The organism is Candidatus Terasakiella magnetica (assembly GCF_900093605.1).
Lineage (GTDB): Bacteria > Pseudomonadota > Alphaproteobacteria > Rhodospirillales > Terasakiellaceae > Terasakiella > Terasakiella magnetica.
Genome location: NZ_FLYE01000023.1, coordinates 175859 through 201911, shown reverse-complemented (window position 1 = coordinate 201911; position 26053 = coordinate 175859). Strand labels below are relative to the sequence as shown.

At 47.5% G+C, this 26053-nt stretch carries 21 protein-coding genes; 2 read left to right on the top strand and 19 right to left on the bottom strand.

Features of this window, described 5'->3' with window-relative positions; all coding sequences use genetic code 11:
• Positions 1-5 precede the first annotated feature (5 nt).
• Positions 6-1052 carry a 5-oxoprolinase subunit C family protein gene (locus MTBPR1_RS10250; protein ID WP_069188914.1) on the bottom strand — a complete coding sequence of 349 codons (1047 nt, stop codon included), beginning with the start codon at positions 1050-1052 and terminating at the stop codon, positions 6-8.
• A complete protein-coding gene (gene pxpB / locus MTBPR1_RS10245; protein ID WP_069188913.1) occupies positions 1049-1744 on the bottom strand; it encodes a 5-oxoprolinase subunit PxpB in 696 nt (231 codons plus the stop codon). Before pxpB ends, MTBPR1_RS10250 begins: the two co-directional genes overlap by 4 nt.
• Before the next feature lie 71 nt (positions 1745-1815).
• Here pxpB and fdhD point away from each other — a divergent pair, with 71 nt between their 5' ends.
• On the top strand, positions 1816-2658 hold the full coding sequence (gene fdhD, locus MTBPR1_RS10240) for a formate dehydrogenase accessory sulfurtransferase FdhD (protein WP_069188912.1): 843 nt from the start codon (positions 1816-1818) through the stop codon (positions 2656-2658).
• 8 nt (positions 2659-2666) lie between these two features.
• Here fdhD and MTBPR1_RS10235 read toward each other — a convergent pair whose 3' ends face one another.
• From MTBPR1_RS10235 to MTBPR1_RS10185, 11 genes are all read right to left on the bottom strand, one after another.
• Positions 2667-5471 carry a response regulator gene (locus MTBPR1_RS10235; protein WP_069188911.1) on the bottom strand — a complete coding sequence of 935 codons (2805 nt, stop codon included), beginning with the start codon at positions 5469-5471 and terminating at the stop codon, positions 2667-2669.
• Positions 5468-6469, bottom strand: coding sequence for a cytochrome-c peroxidase (locus MTBPR1_RS10230; protein WP_083223025.1), 1002 nt, complete (start codon positions 6467-6469; stop codon positions 5468-5470). The genes MTBPR1_RS10235 and MTBPR1_RS10230 overlap by 4 nt, the downstream gene beginning before the upstream one ends.
• Positions 6470-6594: 125 nt before the next feature.
• Positions 6595-9402 (bottom strand): FAD-binding and (Fe-S)-binding domain-containing protein, encoded by a 2808-nt coding sequence (locus MTBPR1_RS10225; protein WP_069188910.1) that lies wholly within the window; start codon positions 9400-9402, stop codon positions 6595-6597.
• A 38-nt stretch (positions 9403-9440) separates the two neighbouring features.
• On the bottom strand, positions 9441-10694 hold the full coding sequence (locus tag MTBPR1_RS10220; protein ID WP_069188909.1) for a methyl-accepting chemotaxis protein: 1254 nt from the start codon (positions 10692-10694) through the stop codon (positions 9441-9443).
• 85 nt (positions 10695-10779) lie between these two features.
• Positions 10780-14229 (bottom strand): pyruvate carboxylase, encoded by a 3450-nt coding sequence (locus MTBPR1_RS10215; protein WP_069188908.1) that lies wholly within the window; start codon positions 14227-14229, stop codon positions 10780-10782.
• A 20-nt stretch (positions 14230-14249) separates the two neighbouring features.
• On the bottom strand, positions 14250-14906 hold the full coding sequence (locus MTBPR1_RS10210) for a LutC/YkgG family protein (protein ID WP_069188907.1): 657 nt from the start codon (positions 14904-14906) through the stop codon (positions 14250-14252).
• Positions 14899-16335 carry a LutB/LldF family L-lactate oxidation iron-sulfur protein gene (locus MTBPR1_RS10205; RefSeq protein ID WP_069188906.1) on the bottom strand — a complete coding sequence of 479 codons (1437 nt, stop codon included), beginning with the start codon at positions 16333-16335 and terminating at the stop codon, positions 14899-14901. Before MTBPR1_RS10205 ends, MTBPR1_RS10210 begins: the two co-directional genes overlap by 8 nt.
• Positions 16322-17080, bottom strand: a complete 759-nt coding sequence (locus MTBPR1_RS10200; protein ID WP_069188905.1) for a (Fe-S)-binding protein — start codon at positions 17078-17080, stop codon at positions 16322-16324. The genes MTBPR1_RS10205 and MTBPR1_RS10200 overlap by 14 nt, the downstream gene beginning before the upstream one ends.
• Before the next feature lie 12 nt (positions 17081-17092).
• Positions 17093-18475, bottom strand: coding sequence for a TRAP transporter large permease (locus tag MTBPR1_RS10195; protein ID WP_069188904.1), 1383 nt, complete (start codon positions 18473-18475; stop codon positions 17093-17095).
• A 4-nt stretch (positions 18476-18479) separates the two neighbouring features.
• Positions 18480-19061, bottom strand: coding sequence for a TRAP transporter small permease subunit (locus MTBPR1_RS10190; protein ID WP_083223024.1), 582 nt, complete (start codon positions 19059-19061; stop codon positions 18480-18482).
• 183 nt (positions 19062-19244) lie between these two features.
• The gene (locus MTBPR1_RS10185) at positions 19245-20297 is read right to left on the bottom strand and encodes a TRAP transporter substrate-binding protein (RefSeq protein ID WP_069188903.1); all 1053 of its coding nucleotides are present in this window, start codon (positions 20295-20297) and stop codon (positions 19245-19247) included.
• Positions 20298-20582: 285 nt separating this feature from the next.
• Between MTBPR1_RS10185 and MTBPR1_RS10180 the strand changes: the two genes are divergently transcribed.
• A complete protein-coding gene (locus tag MTBPR1_RS10180) occupies positions 20583-21359 on the top strand; it encodes an FCD domain-containing protein (RefSeq protein ID WP_069188902.1) in 777 nt (258 codons plus the stop codon).
• An 89-nt stretch (positions 21360-21448) separates the two neighbouring features.
• Here the strand turns inward: MTBPR1_RS10180 and mobA are convergent, their stop codons facing one another.
• From mobA to MTBPR1_RS18140, 6 genes are all read right to left on the bottom strand, one after another.
• Complete coding sequence (mobA, locus tag MTBPR1_RS10175; RefSeq protein ID WP_069188901.1) at positions 21449-22030, bottom strand: molybdenum cofactor guanylyltransferase MobA; 582 nt, start codon at positions 22028-22030, stop codon at positions 21449-21451.
• A complete protein-coding gene (gene modC, locus MTBPR1_RS10170; protein WP_069188900.1) occupies positions 22030-23121 on the bottom strand; it encodes a molybdenum ABC transporter ATP-binding protein in 1092 nt (363 codons plus the stop codon). Before modC ends, mobA begins: the two co-directional genes overlap by 1 nt.
• The gene (gene modB, locus MTBPR1_RS10165; protein WP_069188899.1) at positions 23118-23783 is read right to left on the bottom strand and encodes a molybdate ABC transporter permease subunit; all 666 of its coding nucleotides are present in this window, start codon (positions 23781-23783) and stop codon (positions 23118-23120) included. Before modB ends, modC begins: the two co-directional genes overlap by 4 nt.
• A 2-nt stretch (positions 23784-23785) precedes the next feature.
• Entirely contained in the window at positions 23786-24478 is a 693-nt protein-coding gene (gene modA / locus MTBPR1_RS10160) for a molybdate ABC transporter substrate-binding protein (RefSeq protein ID WP_069188898.1), read from the bottom strand.
• Positions 24479-24552: 74 nt separating this feature from the next.
• Positions 24553-25701, bottom strand: a complete 1149-nt coding sequence (locus MTBPR1_RS10155) for a NapC/NirT family cytochrome c (RefSeq protein WP_069188897.1) — start codon at positions 25699-25701, stop codon at positions 24553-24555.
• A gap of 179 nt (positions 25702-25880) precedes the next feature.
• On the bottom strand, positions 25881-26027 hold the full coding sequence (locus tag MTBPR1_RS18140; protein ID WP_165602655.1) for a hypothetical protein: 147 nt from the start codon (positions 26025-26027) through the stop codon (positions 25881-25883).
• Between the last annotated feature and the right edge of the window lie 26 nt (positions 26028-26053).

The following is a 26053-nucleotide window of genomic DNA, read 5'->3' as shown; positions in this document are numbered from 1 at the left end:
TCCTCTTAAACGCGGGGGTCCTTCATATCTACCACACCGCCGATCAGGTTGCTTTCATATAATGCGGATAAATCCACAAAGCCATTTGCCGATGCTTTCACGATTGAGCGTTTCATCTGCTCAATCTTTTGGCTTTCAGCACGTGCAATATCACAAGCCTCACGCACAGTAACCAGCTCAAAGGAAATCTCCATCCCCGCCAAGCCATTGGCTATGAGGTGAAGATCAGACGAAATCACCGTGGCAATTTTTGGGTACCCCCCCACCGTCTGCCCATCATTAAGCAACACAATCGGCTGTCCATTCCCCGGCACTTGAATGGCACCTAAGACCACACCGTCTGAGGCAATCTCGGCCCCTTTATCCGCCTTATGTTTTAAGCCTGCCCCGTCAAGGCGCGCGCCCATACGGTCTGAGGCTTTGGAAATGACATAAGGCGCGTTCAGGAACTTTTCTTTTTCACTTGGGTCAAAATAATCATCCTGTGGCCCCCAGACAATACGCACGCGTGGTGAAGCAGGCATAATAGGTGGGCTTGGTAAAACACAATCAGCCTGCTCTGCCATTTCCCCTGCCCCAACAGGCAAGAGATCACCGCCTTCTAACCAATTGCCGATTTGAGAGCGCGCATAAGTGGAGCGGCTTTTCATTATTGTCGGCGTTTCAACCCCACCTAAAACCGCAATAAACCCTGTGGCACTTCCTTCAAGGCTGCCGATTTTAAGTTCTTGATCCGGCTTTAAGGTAAAGCTGCGCCAGGGCTGTATTTTATGTGTGGTTAAGCCAGATGCATTTTTCATCACCAGCTCTGAAGTTACCTGCCCACAAACAGCGATTTTTAACGGCTCCCCCACGGCCTTAAGGGTTGGTCCCATCAGGCGAAATTCAATGCCTGCGGCCTCTGCCTCATTGCCCACCAGATGGTTTGCCAAGATACGCCAATACGGGGCCACACTGCCACATACGGGCACGCCATATTCCTGAAAGCCCCAACGCCCATGGTCTTGCACACTGGCTTGCAGGCCCGCATTGATGATTTCCAGCGCCTTCATGATGCCTCACCCGTTAAGCGCAGAAATTCACTTTGGGAAACGGGCTTAAACCGTACCTGATCACCTGCTTGTAAAAGGGCCGGATTTTCTTTTGAAAGGTCAAAAAACTCAATGTGCGTGCGCCCGATCAAATGCCAGCCCCCCGGGCTTTGGGAGGGATAAACTGCAGTTAATTGATCAGCAATGGCAACTGAGCCTTTAGGGACAGCTGTGCGTGGTTCACTCCTTCTGGGCAGAACCAAACGCGGATCTAATTGCCCTAAAAAGCCAAAGCCCGGCAAAAAGCCCAGCATGAACACATCATAGCATTGCGCAGAATGGATATTAATCACCTCACTCACACTTAAGCCACAGCTTTTAGCGACTTCTTCAAGGTCAGGGGCAAACTCACCTTCATAACAACAAGGGAACTCCCAAAGCTTCCCGCTTTCACGCGCGCTAAAATCTTGATCCAGAAAGGGCGCGACAAGCCCTTCAACCTCATCGGGATAAAGTACAAGCGGGTCATAATGTATGGTGAGGGAGCGAAAGCTTGGAACGGTTTCTATAATGCCGTTAAGCTGTCCTTGGGCAAGGGCCTCTTTCATCAGGCTATGGATCGCAAGAACATGATGGTTCACCGCCTTGGAAATTTCATTTCCAAACTCAAAAGTGACCCCACGATCGCCTAAATGTAAGACACGACATTGCATAAAAGTTTTTGTACTTTATTGATACGAAGGCGTAAACTCATAATATCTAAAGATTTCACAGGCTTTTACCCATGAGCGATGACTATATCATCAAGCCCCAACCCGAGACAGGCACCTCCACCTCGCCCATGAAGGCTGTTGATGCCCATGGCAATCCGGTTGAGCTTGATATCGTTCATGAGCGCCCTTTAACGGTTTTTCTCAATAATCGTGAAATTGTCACACTGATGAGCATTGGCGATCATCCCAAACTTCTTGGAGTTGGCTATCTGGTCAATCAAAATATGCTCAGCCCCCAAGACCAGATTGAGTCTATTGACTATGATGACGTGATTGATACCGTGGTAATCCGCACAAAAGTTGTCACGGATTTTGAAGAAAAGCTCAAACGCAAAATCCTCACCTCCGGCTGTGGGCAGGGGACTATTTTTGCCGATATAATGGATAAGCTGGAAGACACCACACTTGCACAAACCTTCCAGTTTAAAGCCTCATGGCTTGAACTTTTATTAAACAAGATAAAGGCAACACCGTCTCTTTATCGCAAAGCAGGTTCCATTCATGGCTGCGTACTGTGTCATAAAGACAAGCCGCTAATTTATATGGAAGATGTCGGGCGTCATAATGCGCTTGATAAAATTGCAGGCTATCTTTATCTGAACGATCTGCCCAAAGAGGATTATATCCTGTACACCACAGGGCGCATGACCAGTGAAATGGTGATGAAGGCGGTGATCATGGGGATTGAGATTTTAATCTCACGCTCTGGCGCCACCCAATGGGCGGTGGAGCTGGCAGAAAAAACCGGCCTGACACTTATTTCACGGGCACGGCCCAAACGCTTTATCGCCTTGTGCCATCAGGGGCGCATTATGTTTGACCTTGAAAAACCATCTTCAAAAGCGGCTGAATAAGACAACACTCAGTCTTGTCGGACCCAGCGTTGCAAGGCCTCTAACAGGTTGCTTGGATTGACAGGCTTGGTGACATAATCATTCATGCCCGCCTTTTTGCATTTATCCTGTTCTTCCTTCATGGCATGAGCCGTCATGGCGATGATAGGCAGGTCCGCACTGTCTTTTCGAATTTCAGTTGTGGCCTCAACACCATCCATCAAAGGCATCTGGATATCCATCAAGACCGCATCATACAGGTTATCTTTAACCGCCTGCACCCCTTCAAGGCCGTTATTTGCCACATCACAGCTCACCCCAAAACTTTTAAGCAAGCCAATAGCAACTTTCTGGTTAATGATGTTATCTTCCACCACCAACACTTTTGCCCCACTAACGCCATTACCTTCATCAACACATTCTAAATGTTCAGCCTGCTTAACAATCTCTTCTTCTTGGCACGACTGAATGGCATTTAACAGCGATGAGGGCATAACAGGTTTTAAGAGAAGCTCATTATAAAGGTCTCGTTTAATCAAACGTCTTGCGATATCGGCATCAAAGGCCGTCACCAAAATGATGCGAGATTTTCCACCCTTATGAAAATCATCTTTGATCTCTTCACACAGACTAATGCCATCCTGCTTTGGCATCTTCCAGTCAACAACCGCATATTCAAAGGGCTCGCCAGCCTCTTTTGCTTTTGAAATCTCCCCAATTGCCTGTGCTGCTGATAAAGACGTCGTCACCTCAAAGCCAAAGCCTTGAAGCATATCTTCGAAAATATCTAGCGAGGTCTGCTCATCATCGACAACAATCACTTTTGCCCCTTGAACCTGAAAAGTGATTTCTTTGGCACTTTGTGTCTTTTCCTCACCAAGGCCAAATTCTGCGCTAAATGTAAAGGTACTGCCTTCACCTATAGTGCTTTCAACCTTGATCTCTCCCTTCATCAACTCCACAAGTTTTTTGCAGATTGAAAGACCAAGCCCCGTGCCACCATATTGGCGTGTTGTTGATGTATCGGCCTGAGAGAAGGAGCTAAATAACTTCTCAGCCTGTTCTTCAGAAAGCCCAACCCCTGTATCGGTGATACTAAATTGCAGCTTGATCTTGTCACTGTCGCGCTTCACTTCATCCAATACAAAAGTAATCTCGCCTTTATGGGTGAATTTAACTGCGTTACTCGCGATATTAATCAGTATCTGTTTTAGACGTAACGGATCACCAATAAGATGGTGCCTCACATCACTTTTGCGATCAAGAGAGAGCTTTAAGCCTTTTTTCAAGGCATTGATGTTGATCAGTGTGAAGACTTCTTCAAACACATCATCCAGATTGAACTCGATATTCTCAAAATCTAGTTTACCCGCCTCAATCTTTGAAAAGTCCAGAATATCATTGATAATATCAAGCAATAGGTTGCCCGAAGACAGGACCTTGCTGACATAATCATGCTGGGTTTCATCAAGCTTTGTATGGAGCAAGAGATGGCTAAGACCGATCACCGCATTCATCGGCGTTCTGATCTCATGGCTCATATTGGCAAGGAATTCACTTTTTGAACGATTGCCCTGTTCGGCTTCATCACGGGCCTGCTCAAGGGCCGCTTCCATTTCAACGCGGTTGGTAATATCTGTCCTGATAGAGACATAACGAAAAGGCTTATTATTTTCATCAAGGAAAGGAACAATGGTGGAATTCACCCAATAAATGCTTCCATCCTTGGCCTTATTCTTGATCGTTCCGGTCCAAACTTTGCCTTGTGCAATGGTTTTCCACATCTCTTTAAAAAAAGCGGGGTCATGCTCATTAGACTTCACAATACGGTGATCGCGCCCGAGCAATTCATCTAATTTATAGCCACTGATTTCACAGAATTTTTTGTTGGCATAAACAATATTACCTTTCACATCGGCAATACTGACAATGGCGTGCTGGTCCAATGCAAATTTTTGAAAGTTCACTTCATCTAATGATTTTTTCAAACGATTTGTGGTTCGCGTTAAGCGGAACAAAAGGCTGATGATCATCAAAGCCAGCAATGAAGCTAAAATAACCAAAAATGCACGATAGCGATCAACTTGTTCATGCTTGCGGTTATGGGCAACCAGATAAGCAGCCAAGACCTGTTGAATTTTCAAATCTGTCTGGGTTTTGAAAATCGTATTAACCAGACCATCCACTTCAGATTTAAAATCAATGATGGCTTGGGCATGCAATAAAACACCCTGAATTTTATCAAGTAAATCAGCCGAAACCTTATCCTGATTTGCCATCAAGATATGTACAGATTCCTGCACACTATCCACATGTTCAAATCCATAATCCTGAGAGAAGATCAAACTTTCAATCAGCAAGGTCTGCGCCGCATTAATAAGCTTGGGATCGCTGTCATTCTCAGCGGCGACTTCAAGAAATTCACGAATGGCGATGGGGATATAGCTTACCGAGTTTTTTAAAACGGCTGAATGGGATTTAAAATCTTCAATGACTTCCAGCTTGCCATCAAAAGTCTCTTGATAGGCCTGCCACGCCTCCACAAGGCTTTGTTCTTCCTCAAACGGAAGCTTGCTTTTGAGCTCTTTACCTTCTTGCGCAGCTGTATTTACCGCAGTGACCAAACTGTCAAAGTTGGGCAACATACCAAAACGGGTTTCCACAACAATTGCGGTGATAATACTGTTATCTTCTTCTAAAACGGCAATATCCTGCAAAATATCAGCATGTTGTTCGCCATCAATTTCAGGGCTAAGGACGTAAATAGCCCCGATTAAGATGGCAACAACGCCCACCACGGCCCACTCAATAGGTTTAACCGTATTCCACTTCATGGCTTGAGTTCCCCGCTCAAGCTCTCAAGGAAAGCCACGATATTTTCAACATCCTGCTCTTTAATCGTGCGACCCAATTGATACTGGGCCATGATCGTCACAGCTTCGTGTAATGTTTCAATGCTGCCATCATGAAAGTAAGGTCCCGTCATCGCCACATTGCGCAGGCTAGGCACTTTAAATTCAAATTTATGTTCTTCTATGCCTGTGACATTAAAGCGCCCAAAATCAGCCTTGGTAATATTGCCGCGCGTCCCAAAATAATCTTTATGAACGCCAAGCTTTTCATACATATTTGCCCCAACGGCCACCCCTTGATGGCAAGATGAACAGCCATAGGCTTTAAACTGTACATAGCCTTCTTTGGCTTGGGCAGAAATAGCGTCTTCCTCGCCCCTTAAAAAGCGATCAAACGGGCTATTGGGTGTAAGGAGCGATCTTTCAAACGTTGCAATGGCTGACTTGATGGTTTCACGCGCAATGCCTTGTTCAGGATACAGCTTAGCAAAACGTTTAATATAGCCGCCATCTTGAGTAAGCTTTGAGATGATTTCAGCCCAGTTGCTGCCCATTTCTTTTGGGTCATGGGTCGGGCCTTCAATTTGTTCTTCCAAAGTGGGCGCGCGCCCATTCCAGAACTGGGCAAAGAACAAACCACTGTTAAGCACGGTCGGTGTGTTGATCGCGCCTTGCTGCCCATTTATGCCAAAAGAAAAGCGCAAGCCATCCACACCACCATTTTCAAGAGGGTGGCAGGAGGCACAAGAGATTGTGTCGTCTTTAGAAAGACGCACATCATGAAAAAGATCACGCCCCAGCGCCACCTCATCACGATCGAGATCAACCGTGAGAGGAATAGGGGTTATGGGCTCATTCTCATATTTAGCAATGGCATCATCCTTGGCATGTGCCATAGGAACCATAAGAGATGAGGCAAGAACTCCACCAAGCAGACAAGCGCGTACCTGAGGTAAAATAATGGAAAAATCCATCCTCATGGCGCAGTCTCTCCCTAGGCAATTTATTTCTTATTTGCCGTATGATGAACCGCCTATATCAGCTTGTCAAACCTTAAACTTCCAGTTGCGATACACTTGCAAAAAGATAACAACTTTCTTTAGAATTATCCTTTTGTGCACTCATCTAAAAGATACACGATTGAGCGATAAGGAAAGCCTGCTTTTTCTGATAAGCCTATTTCACAGGTCCGGCTGGTTGAGTATCCTTCCTCCACGCCTTCAAGGCTATCTGGGAGTTTGCGCAAGGCATGGGCGTTTAGCTCAGGCGTTGTAAAGCCTTTATCACCTGCCCAGCCACAACAGCCGACCCCTTCAGGGATGACCACCTCACTAACACAGGCTTGCACAACAGCTTTCATCTTGCCATCAAGGGCCATTTTCTGTGTGGAGCATGTGGGATGGATCGCAACTTTGCGTTCTATTTTGGTTAACTCGAGTCGGCTCATCACATGATCATGCATAAATTCTGTCATGTCATAACTTTTCAGCTTTTCCCCTTTCAGGGCATTCATGCGAAACGCGCAAGGTGAGGTATCAAACACAACCGGATACTTCCCCCCTTCTGAGGCCTGAAGCAGGGCAACTTCCAACTCTTCTGCCTTATGATCAGCGGTTTCTTTTAGGCCTTTACTATCAAAGGGCTGACCACAACATAGCTTATTAAGACCTTCAGGATAGCGCACCGCATAGCCTGCGCGCTTAAGCAGGCGCTCAGTCACCACGGGCAATGGGGTTTTCTTATCATCCCCGCGCGCAGGCCCCATGGTGCGTGACGCACAGCTTGGGATATAAACCACCACATCTTTTTCTGTAGCTGGGGAAGGTTCTGGCTTAAAGGAAATCCCTGTGGGCATGGCAGCTGTCCAGCGCGGGGTGCGTTCCCCTGAGATTTTGCGCATCCCATCGCTCATGCCCTGCATGACTTTTGAGCCTAAAATACCATGGGCCAAGTTTGCCGCTTTGAGCCCCATAGAGGTCGCACTCATGGCTGTGCCGTAATGATCAGCAAACCATTGACCGATCTTGCCGGCACTGTCCCCAGCTTCTTTACCACGCAAAAGCTTGATCAAGGCCCCGGTTTCAATCCCCACCGGGCAAGCCGTTGCACAAAGCCCGCAAGCCGCACACGTATCCATGCCCTGATAGGCATAAAGATCGCGCAAATCCTTACTGTTTTCACCCGCATCCTCGCGCCGTGAAATCTCACGCCAGCCGACGATGCGTTGACGCGGTGTTAAGGTCAGGTGACGAGACGGGCATTTAGGTTCACAAAAACCACATTCGATACATTTATCCACAATGGCTTCTGAAGCTGGCAGGGGTTTGAGGTTTTTGACATGAATTTCTTTATCTTCATTGATAATCACCCCTGGGTTCAACAGCTCTTGGGGGTCAAACAATGCCTTGATGCGCTTCATCAGGCCAAAGGCATCTGCGCCCCATTCCATCTCCACAAAAGGGGCCATATTGCGCCCTGTGCCATGTTCAGCCTTAAGCGAGCCATCATATTTTTTAACCACCATTTCACAGACGGCATCCATAAACTTGCCGTAACGTTCAACTTCACTTTCGGTGTTGAAATCCTGTGTGAAAACAAAATGCAGGTTCCCTTCCAAGGCATGACCAAAAATGATCGCCTCGTCATAATGGTAGTCTTTGAAAATATGGTGCAAGTCTTCCAGACCATCAGCCAAATGTTCAATGGGAAAGGCAATATCTTCAATAATCACACTGGTGCCTGTTTCACGCATAGCCCCCACAAGCGGGAAGAGCCCTTTGCGAATGCCCCAGTAGCGCGCGCACACTTCAGGGTCATCTGAAAACTCAACAGGTTGCACCGTTTCAATATGGGCAAAAGACTGTGTAGCGGCTTCAATAAGCTCGGTGAGCTCCCCACAGTTTTCACCACGCACCTCTATTAACAAGGCAGTAGCGTCTTCAGGTAAGTCTTTTAAGAAAGACGGCATACCCGGCTTATCTTCAACACTATGAAGGCCTGCGCGGTCCACCAGTTCCACGGCTGAAACAGGTGCGGATTTCAAGGCCTGCACGGCACGCGCAGCAATTTGCGTGGTTTCAAAATAGACCATGGCAGAAGCCTTATGGCTATGTTCCACACAGGTCTTATAGGTAACTTCTGCAATAAAGCCCAAGGTACCTTCTGAGCCAATCATCAAATGCTGCAAAATATCAATCGGGTCTTCATAATCAATCAATGCATTCAGACTATAGCCCGTAGTATTTTTGATTTTGAATTTCTTTTCAATACGCCCGGCTAAAACCGGGTCAGCCTTGATCTCATCGCGCAAACCCGCCAGTGCATTAAGCAGCTCTGAATGGGATTGGCGAAAAAGATCAATAGAGGTTTGATCCCCCGTATCCAGCAACGTGCCATCTTGTAAAATAAGGCGCATGGCAGAAAGCGTGCGATAACTATTTTGCGCAGTTCCACAACACATACCTGAGGCGTTATTAGCTGCAATCCCGCCAATTTTCGCCGCATTGATTGAAGCCGGGTCCGGCCCGATCTTTTTACCAAAGGGGGCCAGCTTGGCATTGGCTTGCCCGCCAATTACACCGGGTTGCAGGCTAACCGTTGCATGATCTTCCGCCAGACTAAAGCCATTCCAGTTATCACCAAGAAGGCCCAAAACACTATCGGTTACTGCTTGGCCTGAAAGGCTGGTGCCTGCTGCGCGAAAGGTCACGGGCGTGTTATGGCTGCGACATTGTGAAAGAAGTTCCTGAACCTCTTCTTCAGTTTCCACAATCACCACAATTTGCGGGATCAAGCGATAAAAGCTGGCGTCTGTTCCATAAGCAAGGGTGCGCAACGGGTCAGTGATGAGCCGTTCCTCAGCAAAGTTTTTTTGCAAGTCTTTATGGAGGTCATTGTAGGGAGATTTCAGCATTTTATTCTTCTTTCGACTGTGGAACTTCCTGTTATTTTTTAATGCACACGCAGTGACTGTATCACTTCTTTCATGTCTTCTGAAAGCGATCGTGTGTCCTGTCGTAAATTTTGCATGGTTTGGGCAACGGTTTGCACCCGTCTTTCGGTTGATTGAGCCAGCTCAATCACTTCAGAAATCTCGGTTGATATCTGCGCAGCCGCCCCTGCTGCTTGTGTTGAATTTTCTGCAATTTCATGGGTGGCTTGAGCCTGTTGATTGGTTGATTCAGAAACAGAACCAACAATCTCGTTAATGGTATTGACCGAATGAGCGATATTATTAATCGCTTTGACCGAATGCCCGGTTTGAGATTGAATACGCTTTACTTGGGCTGAGATTTCTTGGGTGGCTTTATCGGTTTCTTTTGCCAGGCTTTTCACCTCACTTGCCACAACCGCAAAACCTTTTCCTGCCTCACCCGCGCGCGCAGCTTCAATGGTTGCGTTTAAAGCAAGCAGGTTTGTCTGGCTGGAAATCCCCGTAATCACTTGAATGAACTGACCGATTTGATCAGCCGCGGCTTCAAGCTGTGCAATCTGGGAGCTGGTATCATTTGATATTTCATGCATATCATCAACCGCACCTGCCACATCGCTTACTTGCCTTGTAATTTCACCAACCGAGGCGCTGAGCTCTGTGGTCGCTGCTGACACCATTTCCACATTTTGTTGCGTTGATAAGCTGGCATCCGACACATTTTGGCCTGATGAAACCGTTGAGGTCATACGCTCATCCATTTCACGGCATGTCTCATCAAGTGTGCGAATTGATCCCCGAATAGCCTCAAGGCTGCTATTAAGGCGCGCTTCCAACATATCGGCGAGCTCTGCCTTATGGCGGCTTTCCATAGACTGGGCTTCTAACATGGTGCGAATGGAAAGATGAACAATGGCAGCATAAGCCCGCGCTTTATCTAACGGTCCGCCCACTCCAATGCTGCAAACACGCGCGCCTTCTACATCAAGGGCCATATTTCGCCCTTCGCGCATGCCTGCTGATTTGGCGGCTTCTTGTTTGGTGACGTCATAAACATCCATATCATGGCGCATGATACGTCCGGCAATATCATGGATATCGCCGATACGCTCATGAATGGAAGAGGCCAAAATGACACCTTTATCCCCCATAAAGGAAATGATGCATTCTGTTTGATCCGCAATAAGATCACACACTTCCTGTGCATAATTCACATCCAGCGAAATAGCTGGTTGCGCAGTCGTTCCCTGTTCCCCTTGACCTGATATATTCATGGTCAATACTCCTCATTAAACACGGCTTAACACACAAATTATTATTGCTTTTGAGACGCTTTCGTCTGTTTTTTTATTTGTGGAATTAACCAAGGACCACAAGAAGGTCCTTGGTATCAACTTGGGTTCCAGCACTTGAAACAACACGCTCAATGGTGCCGGATTTTTCAGCCAGCACAGAGGTTTCCATCTTCATGGCTTCAATGGAACACAACACATCACCGCGCTCAACCTCATCACCTTCTTTAACTGCAACAGAAACCACAAGGCCGGGCATGGGCGCACCCACATGGTTTTCATTGCCATCTTCGGCCTTAGGGGCGGCTTCTTTTTGCGGTGCTGTTGCCTTATCGGTAATTTTAACGTTACGCGGTTGACCATTTAGCTCGAAAAAGACGGTGCGTCGCCCTTCTTCATCCGCATCTGACATAGCGCGAAAACGAATAAACAAGGTCTTGCCCTTGGCAATATCCACCGCCATTTCTTCGCCCGCTTCCATCCCGTAAAAGAACGCACCTGTGGGCAAAACAGTCACATCCCCAAATTCATTTTGATGGCTCACATAATCGCGAAACACCGCTGGATACATGATGTAAGAGGCAAGTTCATTCTCACTGATCGTACGACCTGCGATTTCTTCTGCTGCCTTGCGCTCAGCATCTAGGTCAAGCGGGTCCATGACAGAGCCCGGGCGCACGGTAATAGGCGTTTCCCCTTTTAAGACTTTATCTTGTAAAGCTTTTGGGAAGCCACCTGTTGGCTGGCCTAGCTCGCCTTTGAAGAAAGAAACAACCGAGTCTGGAAACGCAATTTCTTTATCGGGGTTTTCCACATCATCACGGCTTAAAGATGACGTCACCATCATCAAGGCCATATCGCCCACAACCTTGGAAGACGGTGTCACTTTGACGATGTCACCAAACATCTGGTTCACATCAGCATAAGCGTCTGAAACTTCAGACCAATGTTCTTCAATGCCAAGGCTGCGCGCTTGTTGGCGCAGGTTGGTATACTGACCACCGGGCATTTCGTGGTTATAAACATCACTTGTGCCACAACGGATATCGCTTTCAAAACCAACATAATTGGCACGCACCGCTTCCCAATAATCAGAAACTTTGCGCAAAGCTGTTTGGTCGAGGCCGGTGTCGCGCGGGGTGTTTTTCAGTGCCGCCACGATAGAGCCGAGGTTTGCTTGAGAGGTTAGACCGCTCATTGAGTCAAGGGCTGCGTCTACGGCGTCAACACCGGCCTCTGCGGCTGCCAAAATGGAGGCAGCTGCAATTCCTGAAGTGTCATGAGTATGGAAATGAACCGGAATGGAAATTTCATTTTTAAGCGCGCTAAAGAGCTGCGTGGCAGCAGCTGGTTTCAACAAGCCCGCCATATCTTTAATGGCAAGGATATGTGCACCAGCACCTTCCAGTTCCTTTGCCATATCAACATAATATTTTAGATCATATTTTGAACGGTTTGCATCTAAGGTATCGCCTGTGTAACAAACCGTGGCTTCACACATCTTGCCCGTATCAAGCACCGCATCCATGGCAACGCGCATATTTTCAACCCAGTTAAGGCTATCAAACACACGAAACACATCCATGCCCGCATTTGCAGCGCGCTCAACAAGGTATTTCACCGCATTATCAGGATAGTTGGTATAGCCCACCCCATTGCTGGCACGTAGCAACATTTGGGTCAAATGGTTGGGCATTGCTGCACTTAAACGTTCCAAACGCTCCCATGGGCATTCTTTTAAGAAACGCATAGCCACATCAAAGGTCGCCCCACCCCAACATTCAACGGAGAACAGCTCAGGCAAACGCGCTGCATAACTTGGTGCAATTTTAACCAAATCATCGGTGCGCACACGGGTGGCTAACAAGGACTGATGGGCATCGCGCATGGTGGTATCGGTGAGAAGCAGACGATCTTGGGCAAGCATCCAGTCTGCCACAGCCTTTGGCCCCTCATTTGCCAATTTCTGCTTTAAACCATCGCCAATGGGCACGGCGTAGTTAGGCGCGCTTGGGTGATGAATATGGTTTGGATGGATACGACCAGCCACTTCTGGATTGCCATTCACCATCACTTCGCCAAGGAAATTCAACAGTTTAGAGGCACGATCCTGACGCTTTGGCATATCAAATAGCTCAGGCGCGGTATCAATAAACTTGGTGGTATAAGCCCCGGTGAGGAACTTTTCATGAGACAGAACATTTTCAAGGAAAGTCAGATTGGTTGCAACCCCGCGAATACGAAATTCACGCAAGGCACGATCCATACGCGCCACCGCCTCATTCGGGCTTGCACCCCATGCGGTGACTTTTTCCAAAAGGCTATCGTAATAACGCGTCACCAACGCCCCGCTAAAGGCCGTCCCACCATCAAGGCGAATACCAAAGCCTGTCGCCCCGCGATAAGCAAGGATTTTGCCGTAATCTGGGATAAAGTTATTTTCAGGGTCTTCGGTCGTTACACGACACTGGATGGAATGACCATTAAGCTTGATGTCTTCTTGGGCAGGGACCCCACTATCATCACGCCCGATCATCGCCCCTTCACAAATACGGATTTGGGCCTGAACGATATCAATGCCTGTCACCACTTCGGTTACAGTATGTTCCACCTGTACACGTGGGTTCACCTCAATAAAGTAGAATTCTTCTGTATCCACATCCATGAGGAATTCAACGGTACCCGCACAGGAATAATTCGCCGTGCGCGCAATTTTCAAGGCGGCTTCACAAAGCTCTGTGCGTTTTTCATCATTTAAATAAGGTGCAGGGGCACGCTCTACGACTTTTTGGTTGCGACGCTGGACCGAACAATCACGCTCAAACAGGTGAACCACATTGCCATGGGTATCGCCAATGATCTGCACTTCAACGTGACGGGCACGGCGCACAAGTTTTTCCAAATAGAGCTCATCATTGCCAAAGGCGGCCTTGGCTTCGCGTTTTGCCGCATCGACCTGTTGTAAAAGCTCAGCCTCGCTTTCAATCTCGCGCATACCGCGACCACCACCACCCCATGAGGCTTTGGTGATCATGGGATAGCCGACCTTTGCCGCCTCAGCCTTAATCACCTCTTCATCATCGGGCAGCGCGTTTGTTGCAGGCACCACTGGCGCACCAGCGCGCACGGCAAGATTGCGCGCAGAAACCTTATTGCCAAGCCCTTCCATGACTTCCGCTTTTGGCCCAACAAAGATAAGACCTTCTTCTTCACAACGGCGCGCAAAAGTCGGATTTTCAGAAAGCAGGCCATAGCCGGGATGGATCGCATCCACATTGGCATCTTTTGCCACACGGATGATGGTTTCAATATCAAGGTAAGCTTCAACCGGACCTTTACCTTCACCAATCAGATATGATTCATCAGCTTTAAAACGATGAAGGGCAAAACGGTCTTCGTTGGAATAAATCGCAACGGTCTCAATCCCCAGCTCGGATGCCGCACGGCAGATCCGAATGGCAATTTCACCACGGTTTGCAGCTAATAGACGACGGATTTTTTCAGGACGGTTGATCATTTTAAAGCTCTTTTTATGAATTAGTCGTGAATGATGAGGACGATCAGCTCTTTAGGGCCATGAACGCCATAACAAAGCTCTTGTTCGATATCGGCGGTTTTACTGGGACCGGAAATCAACAAAGCATTTGTCGGCATGTTTGACGCCCAGTTGCTGCTCTCAATCGCCTCATAAAATGTATTGTAGAATTTATCAGCCTGCACCACGGCGATATGCACAGGCGGTGTGAGCGAGAGCAATCTAGGCTCTTCCTTAGTGGGCCATAAGATCACACTACCGGTTTCAGCCACCGCGCCCAGAGTTGAGGTAATAGCCGCATCAATATCAAAGAGCACGTCTTTGCATTCTTCCATCGCCTTGTTGTAGGGGACAAGGGCAGCGGATTTCTGCGACCATTTTTCTTCGATGTTTTGGCCCAAATCACAAGAGGGGGCATACATCAAATGACGGATACCTTTTTCTTCAAGCAGCTTTTCCAACTGCTCCACCCAATTGGCGCGATCAAGGTCAAACACAACCGTATTTACCGCTGTTGTGACCTCTTTATATTTTCGGATGCGCTCTTCTGGACTGAGCTGTTTTTCTTTCAACACATTAAAGTCTGAGGCTTCATATGTTTTAGAAGGCTGGGCTGCATTCAGTTTGGCTAGGATATTTTCTCGGGCTGTATTAGTCATTTTTCACATCCATCTTTTTAACAAGATCATGTAGTGTTTGCTTGGCGAACTTCGGCTTGGAACGTACCGAGGTCCATTCAGACAACATAGGTAGACTTGACGGCATCAGATTGCCCATTTTGCTCATGGCTTTGGTGGCAACCTTGTAGGTGGTTGGGTTGGCATTCATGGCTTTCCATCCCTTCCAGCCGGCATGCTCAACAGCGGATGATTTGGCACCACGGCCCTTCACAGGATGTTCTCCATGGGGACAATTACCGGAATTTTCATCGCGCAGACGCACCAGCATCTTGGCAATGGGGATTTTCACCGGGCACACTTCAACACAGGCATTACACAATGTTGAGGCACTGGCATGTTCTGGATATTGGTCCAGACCTTCCAGTTGCGGGGTGAGGATTTTCCCAACAGGGCCGGGATAAACCCCACCATAAGCATGACCGCCCACACGGGTATAGACAGGACAATGGTTCATACAGGCCCCACAACGGATGCACTGTAAGGTGTCGCGGGTCTCAACATCGCGATAGACATCAGAGCGCCCATTATCCAGCAAAACCAGATGAACCTCTTGGGGACCATCTTTTTCACCTTCTTTGCGCGGGCTGTTGATCATGTTGAAATAAGTCGTGATGGGTTGACCCGTCGCTGATCGGGTCAACAGGCTTAAGAGTGCGGGGACATCACTTAAGTTTTCCACCACTTTTTCGATTCCGGTGACGGCGATATGGACAGGGGGAACTGTCGTCACCATCCGCCCGTTACCCTCATTTTCAACGAGGCAGAGCGTTCCGGTCTCGGCTACCGCGAAATTCACCCCCGACAGGCCTGCGCCTGCGTTGGCAAATTCACGACGGAGTTCTTTGCGGGCAATGGCTGTCAGCTCAGCTGCATCTTCAGAATATTCTGTGTGCAGCTTGTCTGTAAACAGCTTGGCAATTTGCCCTTTGTTCATGTGAATGGCAGGCATAATAATGTGAGACGGCATTTCATCTGCCATCTGCACGATATATTCACCCAAATCGGCCTCTAGGGCCTTAATACCGTGATCGCCTAGAAAATGGTTCAGCTCCATTTCCTCAGACACCATGGATTTACCCTTCACCACGGTTTTCACATCATGGGAATTTAAAATCCCTAAAATAATCTCGTTGGCCTGATCCACATCCTCGGCCCAATGGACCTTAATGCCGTTTTTAATCAGGTTTTCTTCCAATTGCACAAGCAGTTCTGGCAGTTTGGACAAGGCGCGTTTCTTGATGCTTTCACCAAGGGCGCGCAGACGTGTCCATTCATCCCCATTTTCAAACTGCGCGGCACGCTTTGTCATCAAGCCATCCATGGCTTTGCGGAAATTTCCGCGCAACTGCTGGTCTTGAAGCGCTTTTGAAGCACGTTCTTTAAAGTTTTTACCGTTAACGATTCCCATTGGTACGCTCCCATAAAAACTCTGCTAAATGCTGGCCTGAGAGCTCGCTGCTGCGATGTTCCATATGGCCTGTGATATTCATCATGCAACCGCAATCACCCGAGATCAGTTTCTCAGCACCCGTGGCTTCTGCATCATCAACTTTATCAGACACCATAGCCGCAGAGATTTCAGGCTGGCGTACAGCAAACGTTCCGCCAAAACCGCAACATTCTTTTTCGCGGGCAAGCTCAACCAGCTCCACATTTGATAATTGCTTGATCAGTTCTTTTGGCTGTTCGCGCACACCCATTTCACGTTGGGAATGACAGGAACCATGCCATGTAATCTTAAGCGGATCCCCCTGATCAGTAAGATCGACCTTCAACACATTGAGCAAGAAGTCGCTCAGTTCATAAACACGCGAAGCAAGCTCACAAGCCTTGTCATAATCACGATCACCTTCAAACAATTCTGGATAATGTTTATGCATCATGCCTGCACAAGACCCAGAAGGCAGCACAACGGGAATATCTTTTGGGAATAAACCCAGCTGTGCGCGTGCAACTTCGCGGGCGTCATCGCGGTGACCGGAATTAAACGCCGGTTGACCGCAACAGCTTTGTCCTTGGGGAAAGATGACCTCAACGCCTTCGCGCTTGATCAATTCCATCCCCGCAACCCCTGCCTTGGGATAAAATAAATCCACAAGACAGGTGCCGAAAAAATACACGGATTGAGGTTTATCAGGATAAATACGGCTCATAAGCTTCCCTCCTTAGTTATAGGCCACGGATGGTAACCAGGTTACGATCGTCGGCCAGAAGGCTACAATTGATAGGCCGATCAGCTGCAAGATGATGAATGGGACAACACCTTTATAGATATCCATCAGCTTAATTTCCGGCGGACAGACCCCTTTAAGATAGAAAAGGGCAAAACCTACAGGTGGGGTTAGGAAACTGGTTTGCAAGGTCATTGCCACCAACATCACGAACCAAACCAGATCAGGATTATCAATCACGCCATAGCCCGGTACATCCAAGCCCAGCGCAGAAACCACAGGTGCCAAAAGCGGCAGGACAATCAAGGTGATTTCAATCCAGTCCAGAATAAAGCCGAGCAAGAAGACAAAGCCCAAGATCACCATGACAATGCCATATGGACCAAACGGCAGGCCTGTGAGCATCCCCTCAATAATCTCATCCCCACCGAGTTCACGAAGCACAAGGGCAAAACAGGTCGCCCCAAGGAAGATGGCAAAGATGTAAGCTGTGGTGTTAAAGGTTGCCTTACAGACTTCAAAGAAGACCTTGATGTTAAGGTTGCGATAAAAGGCTGCAAGAAGCGTTGCACCAAGCGCACCCACACCGGAGGCTTCGGTTGGAGTTGCCATACCGGCAAAGATAGAACCCAGCACGGCAAAGATCAAAAGAACCGCAGGCATAACAGCTTTTGCCACATCCCACAGAACATGAAGTTCCAGATCGCGACGATCTTGGGAAAGCGGGGTATTTTCAGGCTTCACCAAACCGTAGACCAGAATATAGATGATATAAAGCGCACCCAACAAAAGCCCCGGGAACACAGCACCCATAAACAGGTCACCCACACTTAGGGCCAGCTGGTCAGCCATGATCACCAGCATAATAGACGGCGGGATCAAGATACCAAGACAGCCCGATGCCGCAACGGTGCCCACAGCAAGCTGTTTATTATAGCCCTGTTGCAACATGGGTTGCAACGACAACAGGCCAAGCAGAACAACAGAGGCCCCGATAATGCCTGTGGAGGCCGCCAGAATAATCCCGATACAAGTGACCGTGATGGCAAGACCACCGCGCACTTTACCGAACAATTCCTGCATGGATTTCATTAAACGCTCAGCAATACCGGACTCATCAAGCATAAGCCCCATAAAGATAAACATGGGTAAGGCCACAAGGACCCAGTTATCCATAATTTTAAAGACACGGTTAACCACAAGGCCAAGGGTTAGAAAGTCCAGCCCGGTCATTGTATCAAGATAGATATCGGCAAAATAGCCAACACCAGCAAAGAGAACACCAACACCACCCAAGACCCAAGCAACAGGAATGCCCAAGAATAAGAAGATGATGAAACTTGCGAACATTGCGCCGACGATGATTTCATTTTCCATGGTCTTAACGTCCTTTCACAAGTAGGTAAACGTCACGGATGAGGCGGGAAAGTACACCAAGCCCAAGCAAGCCAAATGACAGGGGAATAAAGCCTTTGATGAGCCAGCGATAGGGCAGACCAAGCGGTGCGTCTGAGCGCTCAGAAGTGCGATATGAATCGTAAACAAAATCAAGGCTGTGATAGAAAATCACCCAGATAAACGGCAAAACGAATAACAAGATGCCGATAATTTCAACAATGCGCTTGGTGCGATCAGAAAAACGCGCATGTAAGATATCAACACGGATGTGGCTGTCATTTACTTGCGCATAAGAAAGCCCCATCATCACGCCGATGGCATAAAAGTGCCATTGCAATTCTTCCAGCCAGACCTGACCATTTGAAAAACCATAACGCAGTGCCACGTTGCCAATGATGGCCGCGATTAACAGTGCATTTACACCGCAAACAGCATGGCCGATATGGCGGATAAGATTGTCAAGGAAGTCGGGAAACGGGACGTGTTTTTCGTCCTCATGAATTTTTAGTTCGTCGACTTTTTCTGCCACATGTGGATGTGGGGGGAGATCGGTGGGTGTACCCATCAGGTGATCCTCCAGTTTTTATGTGCCCTATGGTCATCCTCGCGGAAGCGGGGACCTGATATGATCCTTGCAAGATTCCCGCTTTCGCGGGAATGACATATGGGGCCTTTAAAAAAAGAGGCGCGGTGTTCGTCGTTGATCCACCGCGCCCAAGATTAAGCAGATACTCTAGGGAGGTGTATCTTACTTACGAGGCAAGAAAGCGTTTGCTTTCCATAGTGCATAGCCATCGCGGAAAGTTGTCAGATCGTCATAAACTTTCTTGAAGCTAGCATCTTTAGATTCTTCAGCAGCAACATCTTCCCATGTGCTTTTGAATGTAGCGAGCATTGTGTCGTTCCAAGTCATGATTTTAACGCCGTTCTTCTCAACGTTTTCTTTCATAGCTTCAAACTGGATAGCTTCACCTTCAGCAAAAGAGTGGGCCATAGATGCTTTACAGACGTTTTCAACAGTTGCTTGTTGGCTTTTGTCCATTTTCTTCCATGTGTCGCCATTGATCAGCAGTTCGAAAACTGTTGCTTGCTGGTGCCAGCCTGGGAAGTAGTTGTATTTAACCAGTTTGTGGAAACCGAGTTTCTTATCGATTGCAGGCATAGAGAATTCAGTTGCATCAATTGCTTTTTTCTCAAGTGCAGGGAAAATTTCGCCACCGGGTAGCAAGGATGTAGAAACGCCGAGTTTCTGCATAACTTTACCACCTAGACCGAAGAAGCGCATTTTCAGGCCTTGAAGGTCTTCTGGCTTTTCAATTGGCTTGGAGAACCAGCCTGATGTTTCTGGTGCAATGATCGCACATGGCAGAACTTTTACATTGTAGCCTGCTTCATCATACATGCCTTGATAAAGCTTCATACCGTTGCCGTAGTACAACCACGCCATATATTCACCAGCTTCTGGACCAAAAGGAACAGCAGAGAACAAAGGAGCGGCTTTCATTTTACCAGCCCAGTAACCTGCTGTTGCGTAACCGGCATTTACTTTACCAGTTGATACAGCATCAAGAATTTCAAATGGAGCAACGAGTTTCTTTGGCTCGTACACTTTCATTTTAATGTCGCCACCAGAGGCATTTTTCAATTCTTCAGCCACGCGAATGATCGGCGTACCCAGACCCGGTAGGTGAGAACCAAAAGCGATTGGTGCTTTAAGAAGAACTTTACCTGCTTGTGCCGGAGCTGTTGCAGTAAGTGAGAGTGCTGCGGCTGCAGCAGTTGCAAGAATAAGCTTACGCATAAAATATAACCTCCCAAGGTTACATGAATTGGTCAAATAATATGACCGTTGAAACAAAATAAACGATGATTTTTCTTGTTATTGGCCCTTGAGGAAGTTGCCCTCTGAGCTATTTCATATAAATTGGTTATATTTATTTACCAATCTTGTAAATAGGTAAATTTAATTTACCAATTAATCGGTAGAGGGAGGCTAAGTAGTTTTGGGTATGTTGTTTTTTCTGCTATAACCATTAGAATTGAACTAAGTTACAGCCCAACTCCAAAAACTATTTGATGATTTTCAATGACTTATGAAAAAGTAAAACAAGAAAAAGTCGCCGACGTGGTGGCAAAAAAATTGGAAAACAATATTCTCCAAGGTCTATGGGTTCCCGGTGACCGCATACCGGCTGAGCGTGATTTGGCGACTCAAATGTCGGTTTCGCGCCCGAGTCTGCGCACCGCGATTCAGCAATTGGAAAAGCAGGGATTGGTTGAAACCAAACAAGGCGGTGGCACCTATGTGCGCAATTTCCTCTCCCAGACCTTGACCGACCCGTTAATGGAAATGCTGCAAACCCACCCTGATACGGCCAGTGACTTTGTCGAGTTTCGATCCATCATTGAAGGAAATGCGGCTTATTTTGCAGCACTGCGTTCAACTGATGCCGATCGTGAAATTTTGAAAAACTGTTTTGAGGCGATGGAGCGCGCCCATGAGGATGATGACCCTCATGAAGAAGCTGATATTGATGCAGACTTCCATCTTGCTATTGCAGAAGCCTCTCACAATGTGGTGTTACTCCATATCATGCGCGCCATGGTCAATGTCTTGCGCGAAGGTGTTTTTTATAACCGTATGCAGCTTTATACCCGCCGCGGTGCGCGCGACCTTCTGCTTAAACAACACCGCGCGATTTATGATCCGGTCATGTCAGGGGACCCGGATGAAGCACGCAAGGCAGCAAAAGCGCACTTAAGTTACGTACAAGATGTCATGCGCGATTTAGAGCGTGAAGAAATGCGCCAGAAAGTCTCCCAACAACGTCTTGAGCGCTATATGAATAAGGCAAAGAAATAAGGGGCTACGATTTCTGGATGCTGGATCAAGTCCAGCATGACGTTTGTATTACTGTCATTCTGGCACGAGGCCAGAATCTAACGTTTGCCTTAAAGCCCGGCGATATCTTCCGGTCGATTGGCATTAAAAAAGGGGTCAAGCGGATCAGTTTCCCATTCAACTGAGGCATGGGGGTAGCGTTTAATCCATTGCTTAAGCTTGCGCATTTCTTCCTCAATCAAGGCTTTGCGCAACTCTTCGCGCAAATCCATCGACCACAGCGCCACAACAGGATGATCAAACCCACCCGAATGCGCCATAACGATTTTGTTGCCCTCATCAAGGGGTTCTTTTAAACGGGTCACCAGATCATCGGGTAAAAATGGCGTATCGGTCGGCACGCTTAATATCCACTCACATTGCCCAACCAAATGGTCCATGCCCGCTAACACCCCGGCAAGGGGACCTACGAAACCTTCAACACTATCACCGACCACCTCATGGCCGAGATGGGCAAAGCGCGCCCCATCCCCATTGGCATTAATCACCAACGGGCCGACTTGGGGGGTGATGGTTTCAAGCACACGCTCAATAATCGGTTTACCCTGAACGGTTTTAAGCCCCTTATCACCGCCACCCATGCGTCGGGCAAGGCCACCTGCAAGCAAGACACATCCGATTTGATTGCCCATTACCCTGCTCTCCTGCGCTCAACCATGGAGACGCCTTTAACCTGTGCATAAACAGATTGCCCGACTTCAAAGCCAAAACTATTTAAGGACCGTTTGGTAATCCGCGCAATCAAACGCCCCTTTGAGCCCTCGCCCAAACACAACACAATATTAATCCGTGCCTCATCAATGGCGTGAATATCACAAATTTTTGCCTGCAAAACATTCAAGATTGTCGTCTTGGAAGGTTCTTCAAGAGCAAGGCTGACATCAGTTGCCGCAATGCGCACACGCCTTTTCTCCCCCACATCCCCGACCCTGCCCGGCACCAAAAGGCTCGCACCGTTTAAATCAAGCTGGCTAAGCTGGTCTTCTTCGTCAAAACCCTCAATAGTGGCTTCAATCACACTGGCGGTTTTGGCAGATTTGGCAATGAAAAGAGTTGGGTCAGCCAGCATATCCAATAAAGGCCCACTGGCACGCACGCAGCCTTTTTCCATCAAAACCAGATGATCTGCAAGGCGTTCCACCTCATCGGTATCATGAGAGATAAAGATCACCGGAATATCCAACACGTCATTAAGCTTTTCCAGATAAGGAATAATCTCATCCTTGCTGAAACGATCAAGCGCGCTTAAAGGCTCATCCATCAACAACATTTTAGGTGCATTTAAAAGGGCACGCCCAATGGCAACACGTTGGCGCTCCCCCCCTGACAAAGTGGAGGGATTACGGTTCAATAAATCTTTTAAGCCCAGAAGCTCGACCACTTCGTCAAAATCAAGCCCATCGCTTTGCTTAACCCGCTTGCGCCCAAAAAGAAGATTGCCCTTAACCGATAAATGATCAAACAGATTGGCATCTTGAAACACATAGCCGATGGCGCGTTTATGGGCGGGAATGAATTGGGTCTGATCCTGCCAGACCTGCCCAAAGACCTGAAGCTCACCGTCTTTCATATGATGAAGCCCGGCAAGGCAACGCAGCACGGTTGTTTTACCACAGCCTGATTGCCCAAAAAGGGCCGTCACCCCTTTTGAAGGAATGGTGAAATCCACATCCAAGTGAAACTCTTCTAACTTGCCGCAAAGACGGACCTGAATATCATTCATGTGCGGCCCCTTCTTAAGCGTTTTTCAAGCACCATCATGCATAAAATAACGCAGAAACTAAAGACCAGCATGCCTGCTGAAAGAATGTGCGCTTGGCTCCATTCCATACTTTCAACATAATCATAAATAGCAATGGACAGCACCTTGGTTTCCCCCGGGATATTCCCCCCTATCATCAAAACCACGCCAAATTCCCCAACCGTATGAGCAAACCCCAACACCGCGCCTGTTAACAAGCCCGGTCGTGCCAGCGGTAAAGCCACAGAAAAAAACGTATCAAGTGGAGAGGCACGCAAGGTGGCTGCGGCCTCAAGGGGTTTATCACCAATAGCCTCAAACGCATTGCGCACGGGCTGGACCACAAAGGGTAAGGAATAAATAACCGAACCAACCACAAGGCCTGCAAAGCTAAAAGGGAGACTATGGCCAAAAATCGAGGTCGCCATTTGTCCAAGCGGGCTATTGGGACCAAGGGCGAGCAAAAGGTAAAAGCCCAAAACCGTGGGCGGTAAAACCAAAGGCAAGGCCACAACCGCGCCCACGGCCTCTTTAAACCAGACATTCGTGCGCGCCAACCACCACGCAAGCGGTGTACCCAAGATCAATAAAATCAAGGTGGTCAGACTTGCCAGTTTGAGCGTGAGGAGAATGGTTTCAAGCATATCTACATCCCATAACCGAAGTTCTTAAGTATGGATTTTGCCTGATCACTTTTTAAGAAACTCATGAAAGCCCGCGCGCCAGCCGTTTGCTTAATCAGCACCGCATCTTGGGCTATGGGGTCATAAAGCTGCTCGGGGATCACCCAGATATCTTTTTTATTGATCACTTGAGATAAAGCAACCAGCCCAACGATCTTTGAACTGCTTTGGGCAAACTGGAACGTCTGGGCGATATTTTCACCAAAAATCAACTTCGCCTTGACCTTGTCATAAAACCCCATGGCCGTGAGTGTTTGTACGGCCGCTTTGCCATAAGGCGCTGTTTTCGGGTTAGCGATAGAAAGCTTTGAAAACTCATCCTTTGCCAGATCAATATGAGGGATCATGGCGAGTTTGCCTGTGGCGTAGGTAAAGCGCGAACCTGCTATCGCAAGCTTATTTTCGATCGCCATTTCGGGGCGTTTTTGGTCTGCGGCTAAGAAAACCTCATAGGGCGCACCATGCAGAATTTGTGCATAAAGCTTTCCCGTTGAGCCCAGACTGATAATTGCTAGATGGCCCGTTTCTTCCTGAAAGCTTTTGGCAATTTGCTTTATTGGGGCAGCAAAATTTGATGCCACAGCCACATGCACAGTTGCACCCCAAACCTCAAAAGAGGTGAGCAGTACAACAACAAGGGCGAACAAGGCTTTCATTTAGGAAAATTCTTTCATTTTAAATCACAGCGCATTTAAGCAACGCCGCTATCACAATGCAAAGTTTTTCACGTTTATTTTTTTGCCATCACATCAGAAGATTGCGATTGCAGGAATTTTAAGACCAATATCAGCTGATCATTATCAAGAGTGCTATAGAAACTCATAGATTTCATATGCTTTGTCCAATCACGAGCACTGTAACCTGTTGTTTTGTAAATTGTATGACACAGGCCACAATCAGCCTCCCACAATTTGCGCGCATAATCCTTAATCACAACAGAATCATCGCTTAGCTTACCAGCATATTTCACCCAACCTTCAAGCGTTGCCTTATGCCATGTAAGCCCGGTTTCTTCATCAACCCTTTGTTCAGCCTGTTTTACAACATCAAATTCAACGCTTTCCAGCATAGCCACATCATATTGAGGCCCTGCTTTGGCATATAACTTAAAGCTATCGTCACGCCCCCATGCGTTCAGCTTCACTTTCGCCCAAGCACCTGATTTTTCAAGCACTTCAAGCTCTGAAAGTGGATTGACTTGAGCAAGCACAGCAGATGCTTCATTTTGCTCAAGATGGATATTCACCGAAGCTGCGACAAAGGCTTTTGAAGCAGACAGGCTATTGGCCGCCACTGCTTTTTTCACATCAACGGCCCATTTTTCATAAACTTTATCAAATCTTGGCAGTCTGTGCGCAATCCCTTTGTGACAATCAATACAAGCCACATCCGTTGTTGCCGCTTCATTCATGGCTTTTTGGGCGCGTTTACTTTGCTTATCAGCATGCATCGCCTCATAGGAGTGGCAGTTTTTACACTCACGCGAGCCATTTGCGCGCATTTCTCTCCAGACATTTTGCGCCATCTCAAAACGATGCTCTTCAAATTTTTCAGGCGTGCTGATTTTCCCCGTCATCGTAGAAACTAACTCTCTGGAGGCCTTGATCTTTCGCACCAATTTAGCCCCCCATTCCTTTGGAACGTGGCAATCAGAACAACTTGCACGCACGCCAGAGCCATTTTGGAAATGGATTGTGCGTTTATAGTCCGCATAGACGTTTTCTTCCATTTCATGGCAGGAAATACAAAAATCCATACGGTTTGTATATTCCATAAATGTATTGAAAGAGCCCCAAGCCACAACGCCTGCAATAAATAAGACACCTGCAAAAAACAGGCGATTGCTTGAAGTCCAAAACCAGTTCCAAAGATCTTTCATCGATAACTCTTTAACGTTTGAGGTCGCCTTTTTCGCGCATCTGCAGTTCTTATCTCACATGCTGACACATACCCAAAAGAGGCATTGTTTCTTTTAGCAGGGAAAGAGAGGGGATGCGAGTTGATTGGCATCACAATCAATAATTTTTGAAAGAGGCAGGCTAAAACGAGACAGGCTGTCTACATTTCACCTTTGGTCACAGTTTTACGTGCAGATATATCAGCCACAAAAGCGAGAAATTTTTCCATTTCAACGCGCCCAATCATCATGCCCGGGTCCTGTGTCAGCGCAAGCAAGCGAAGGTCTTTATCTGATATCTGTGTCATCTGTTCCATAGCAAGCAAAACTACAG

What these genes read in the sequence shown, in the direction of transcription:
- MTBPR1_RS10250 (WP_069188914.1), bottom strand. Translation starts at nt 1,052, where the DNA reads ATGAAGGCGCTGGAAATCATCAATGCGGGCCTGCAAGCCAGTGTGCAA.
- pxpB (WP_069188913.1), bottom strand. Translation starts at nt 1,744, where the DNA reads ATGCAATGTCGTGTCTTACATTTAGGCGATCGTGGGGTCACTTTTGAG.
- fdhD (WP_069188912.1), top strand. Translation starts at nt 1,816, where the DNA reads ATGAGCGATGACTATATCATCAAGCCCCAACCCGAGACAGGCACCTCC.
- MTBPR1_RS10235 (WP_069188911.1), bottom strand. Translation starts at nt 5,471, where the DNA reads ATGAAGTGGAATACGGTTAAACCTATTGAGTGGGCCGTGGTGGGCGTT.
- MTBPR1_RS10230 (WP_083223025.1), bottom strand. Translation starts at nt 6,469, where the DNA reads ATGAGGATGGATTTTTCCATTATTTTACCTCAGGTACGCGCTTGTCTG.
- MTBPR1_RS10225 (WP_069188910.1), bottom strand. Translation starts at nt 9,402, where the DNA reads ATGCTGAAATCTCCCTACAATGACCTCCATAAAGACTTGCAAAAAAAC.
- MTBPR1_RS10220 (WP_069188909.1), bottom strand. Translation starts at nt 10,694, where the DNA reads ATGAATATATCAGGTCAAGGGGAACAGGGAACGACTGCGCAACCAGCT.
- MTBPR1_RS10215 (WP_069188908.1), bottom strand. Translation starts at nt 14,229, where the DNA reads ATGATCAACCGTCCTGAAAAAATCCGTCGTCTATTAGCTGCAAACCGT.
- MTBPR1_RS10210 (WP_069188907.1), bottom strand. Translation starts at nt 14,906, where the DNA reads ATGACTAATACAGCCCGAGAAAATATCCTAGCCAAACTGAATGCAGCC.
- MTBPR1_RS10205 (WP_069188906.1), bottom strand. Translation starts at nt 16,335, where the DNA reads ATGGGAATCGTTAACGGTAAAAACTTTAAAGAACGTGCTTCAAAAGCG.
- MTBPR1_RS10200 (WP_069188905.1), bottom strand. Translation starts at nt 17,080, where the DNA reads ATGAGCCGTATTTATCCTGATAAACCTCAATCCGTGTATTTTTTCGGC.
- MTBPR1_RS10195 (WP_069188904.1), bottom strand. Translation starts at nt 18,475, where the DNA reads ATGGAAAATGAAATCATCGTCGGCGCAATGTTCGCAAGTTTCATCATC.
- MTBPR1_RS10190 (WP_083223024.1), bottom strand. Translation starts at nt 19,061, where the DNA reads ATGGGTACACCCACCGATCTCCCCCCACATCCACATGTGGCAGAAAAA.
- MTBPR1_RS10185 (WP_069188903.1), bottom strand. Translation starts at nt 20,297, where the DNA reads ATGCGTAAGCTTATTCTTGCAACTGCTGCAGCCGCAGCACTCTCACTT.
- MTBPR1_RS10180 (WP_069188902.1), top strand. Translation starts at nt 20,583, where the DNA reads ATGACTTATGAAAAAGTAAAACAAGAAAAAGTCGCCGACGTGGTGGCA.
- mobA (WP_069188901.1), bottom strand. Translation starts at nt 22,030, where the DNA reads ATGGGCAATCAAATCGGATGTGTCTTGCTTGCAGGTGGCCTTGCCCGA.
- modC (WP_069188900.1), bottom strand. Translation starts at nt 23,121, where the DNA reads ATGAATGATATTCAGGTCCGTCTTTGCGGCAAGTTAGAAGAGTTTCAC.
- modB (WP_069188899.1), bottom strand. Translation starts at nt 23,783, where the DNA reads ATGCTTGAAACCATTCTCCTCACGCTCAAACTGGCAAGTCTGACCACC.
- modA (WP_069188898.1), bottom strand. Translation starts at nt 24,478, where the DNA reads ATGAAAGCCTTGTTCGCCCTTGTTGTTGTACTGCTCACCTCTTTTGAG.
- MTBPR1_RS10155 (WP_069188897.1), bottom strand. Translation starts at nt 25,701, where the DNA reads ATGAAAGATCTTTGGAACTGGTTTTGGACTTCAAGCAATCGCCTGTTT.
- MTBPR1_RS18140 (WP_165602655.1), bottom strand. Translation starts at nt 26,027, where the DNA reads ATGACACAGATATCAGATAAAGACCTTCGCTTGCTTGCGCTGACACAG.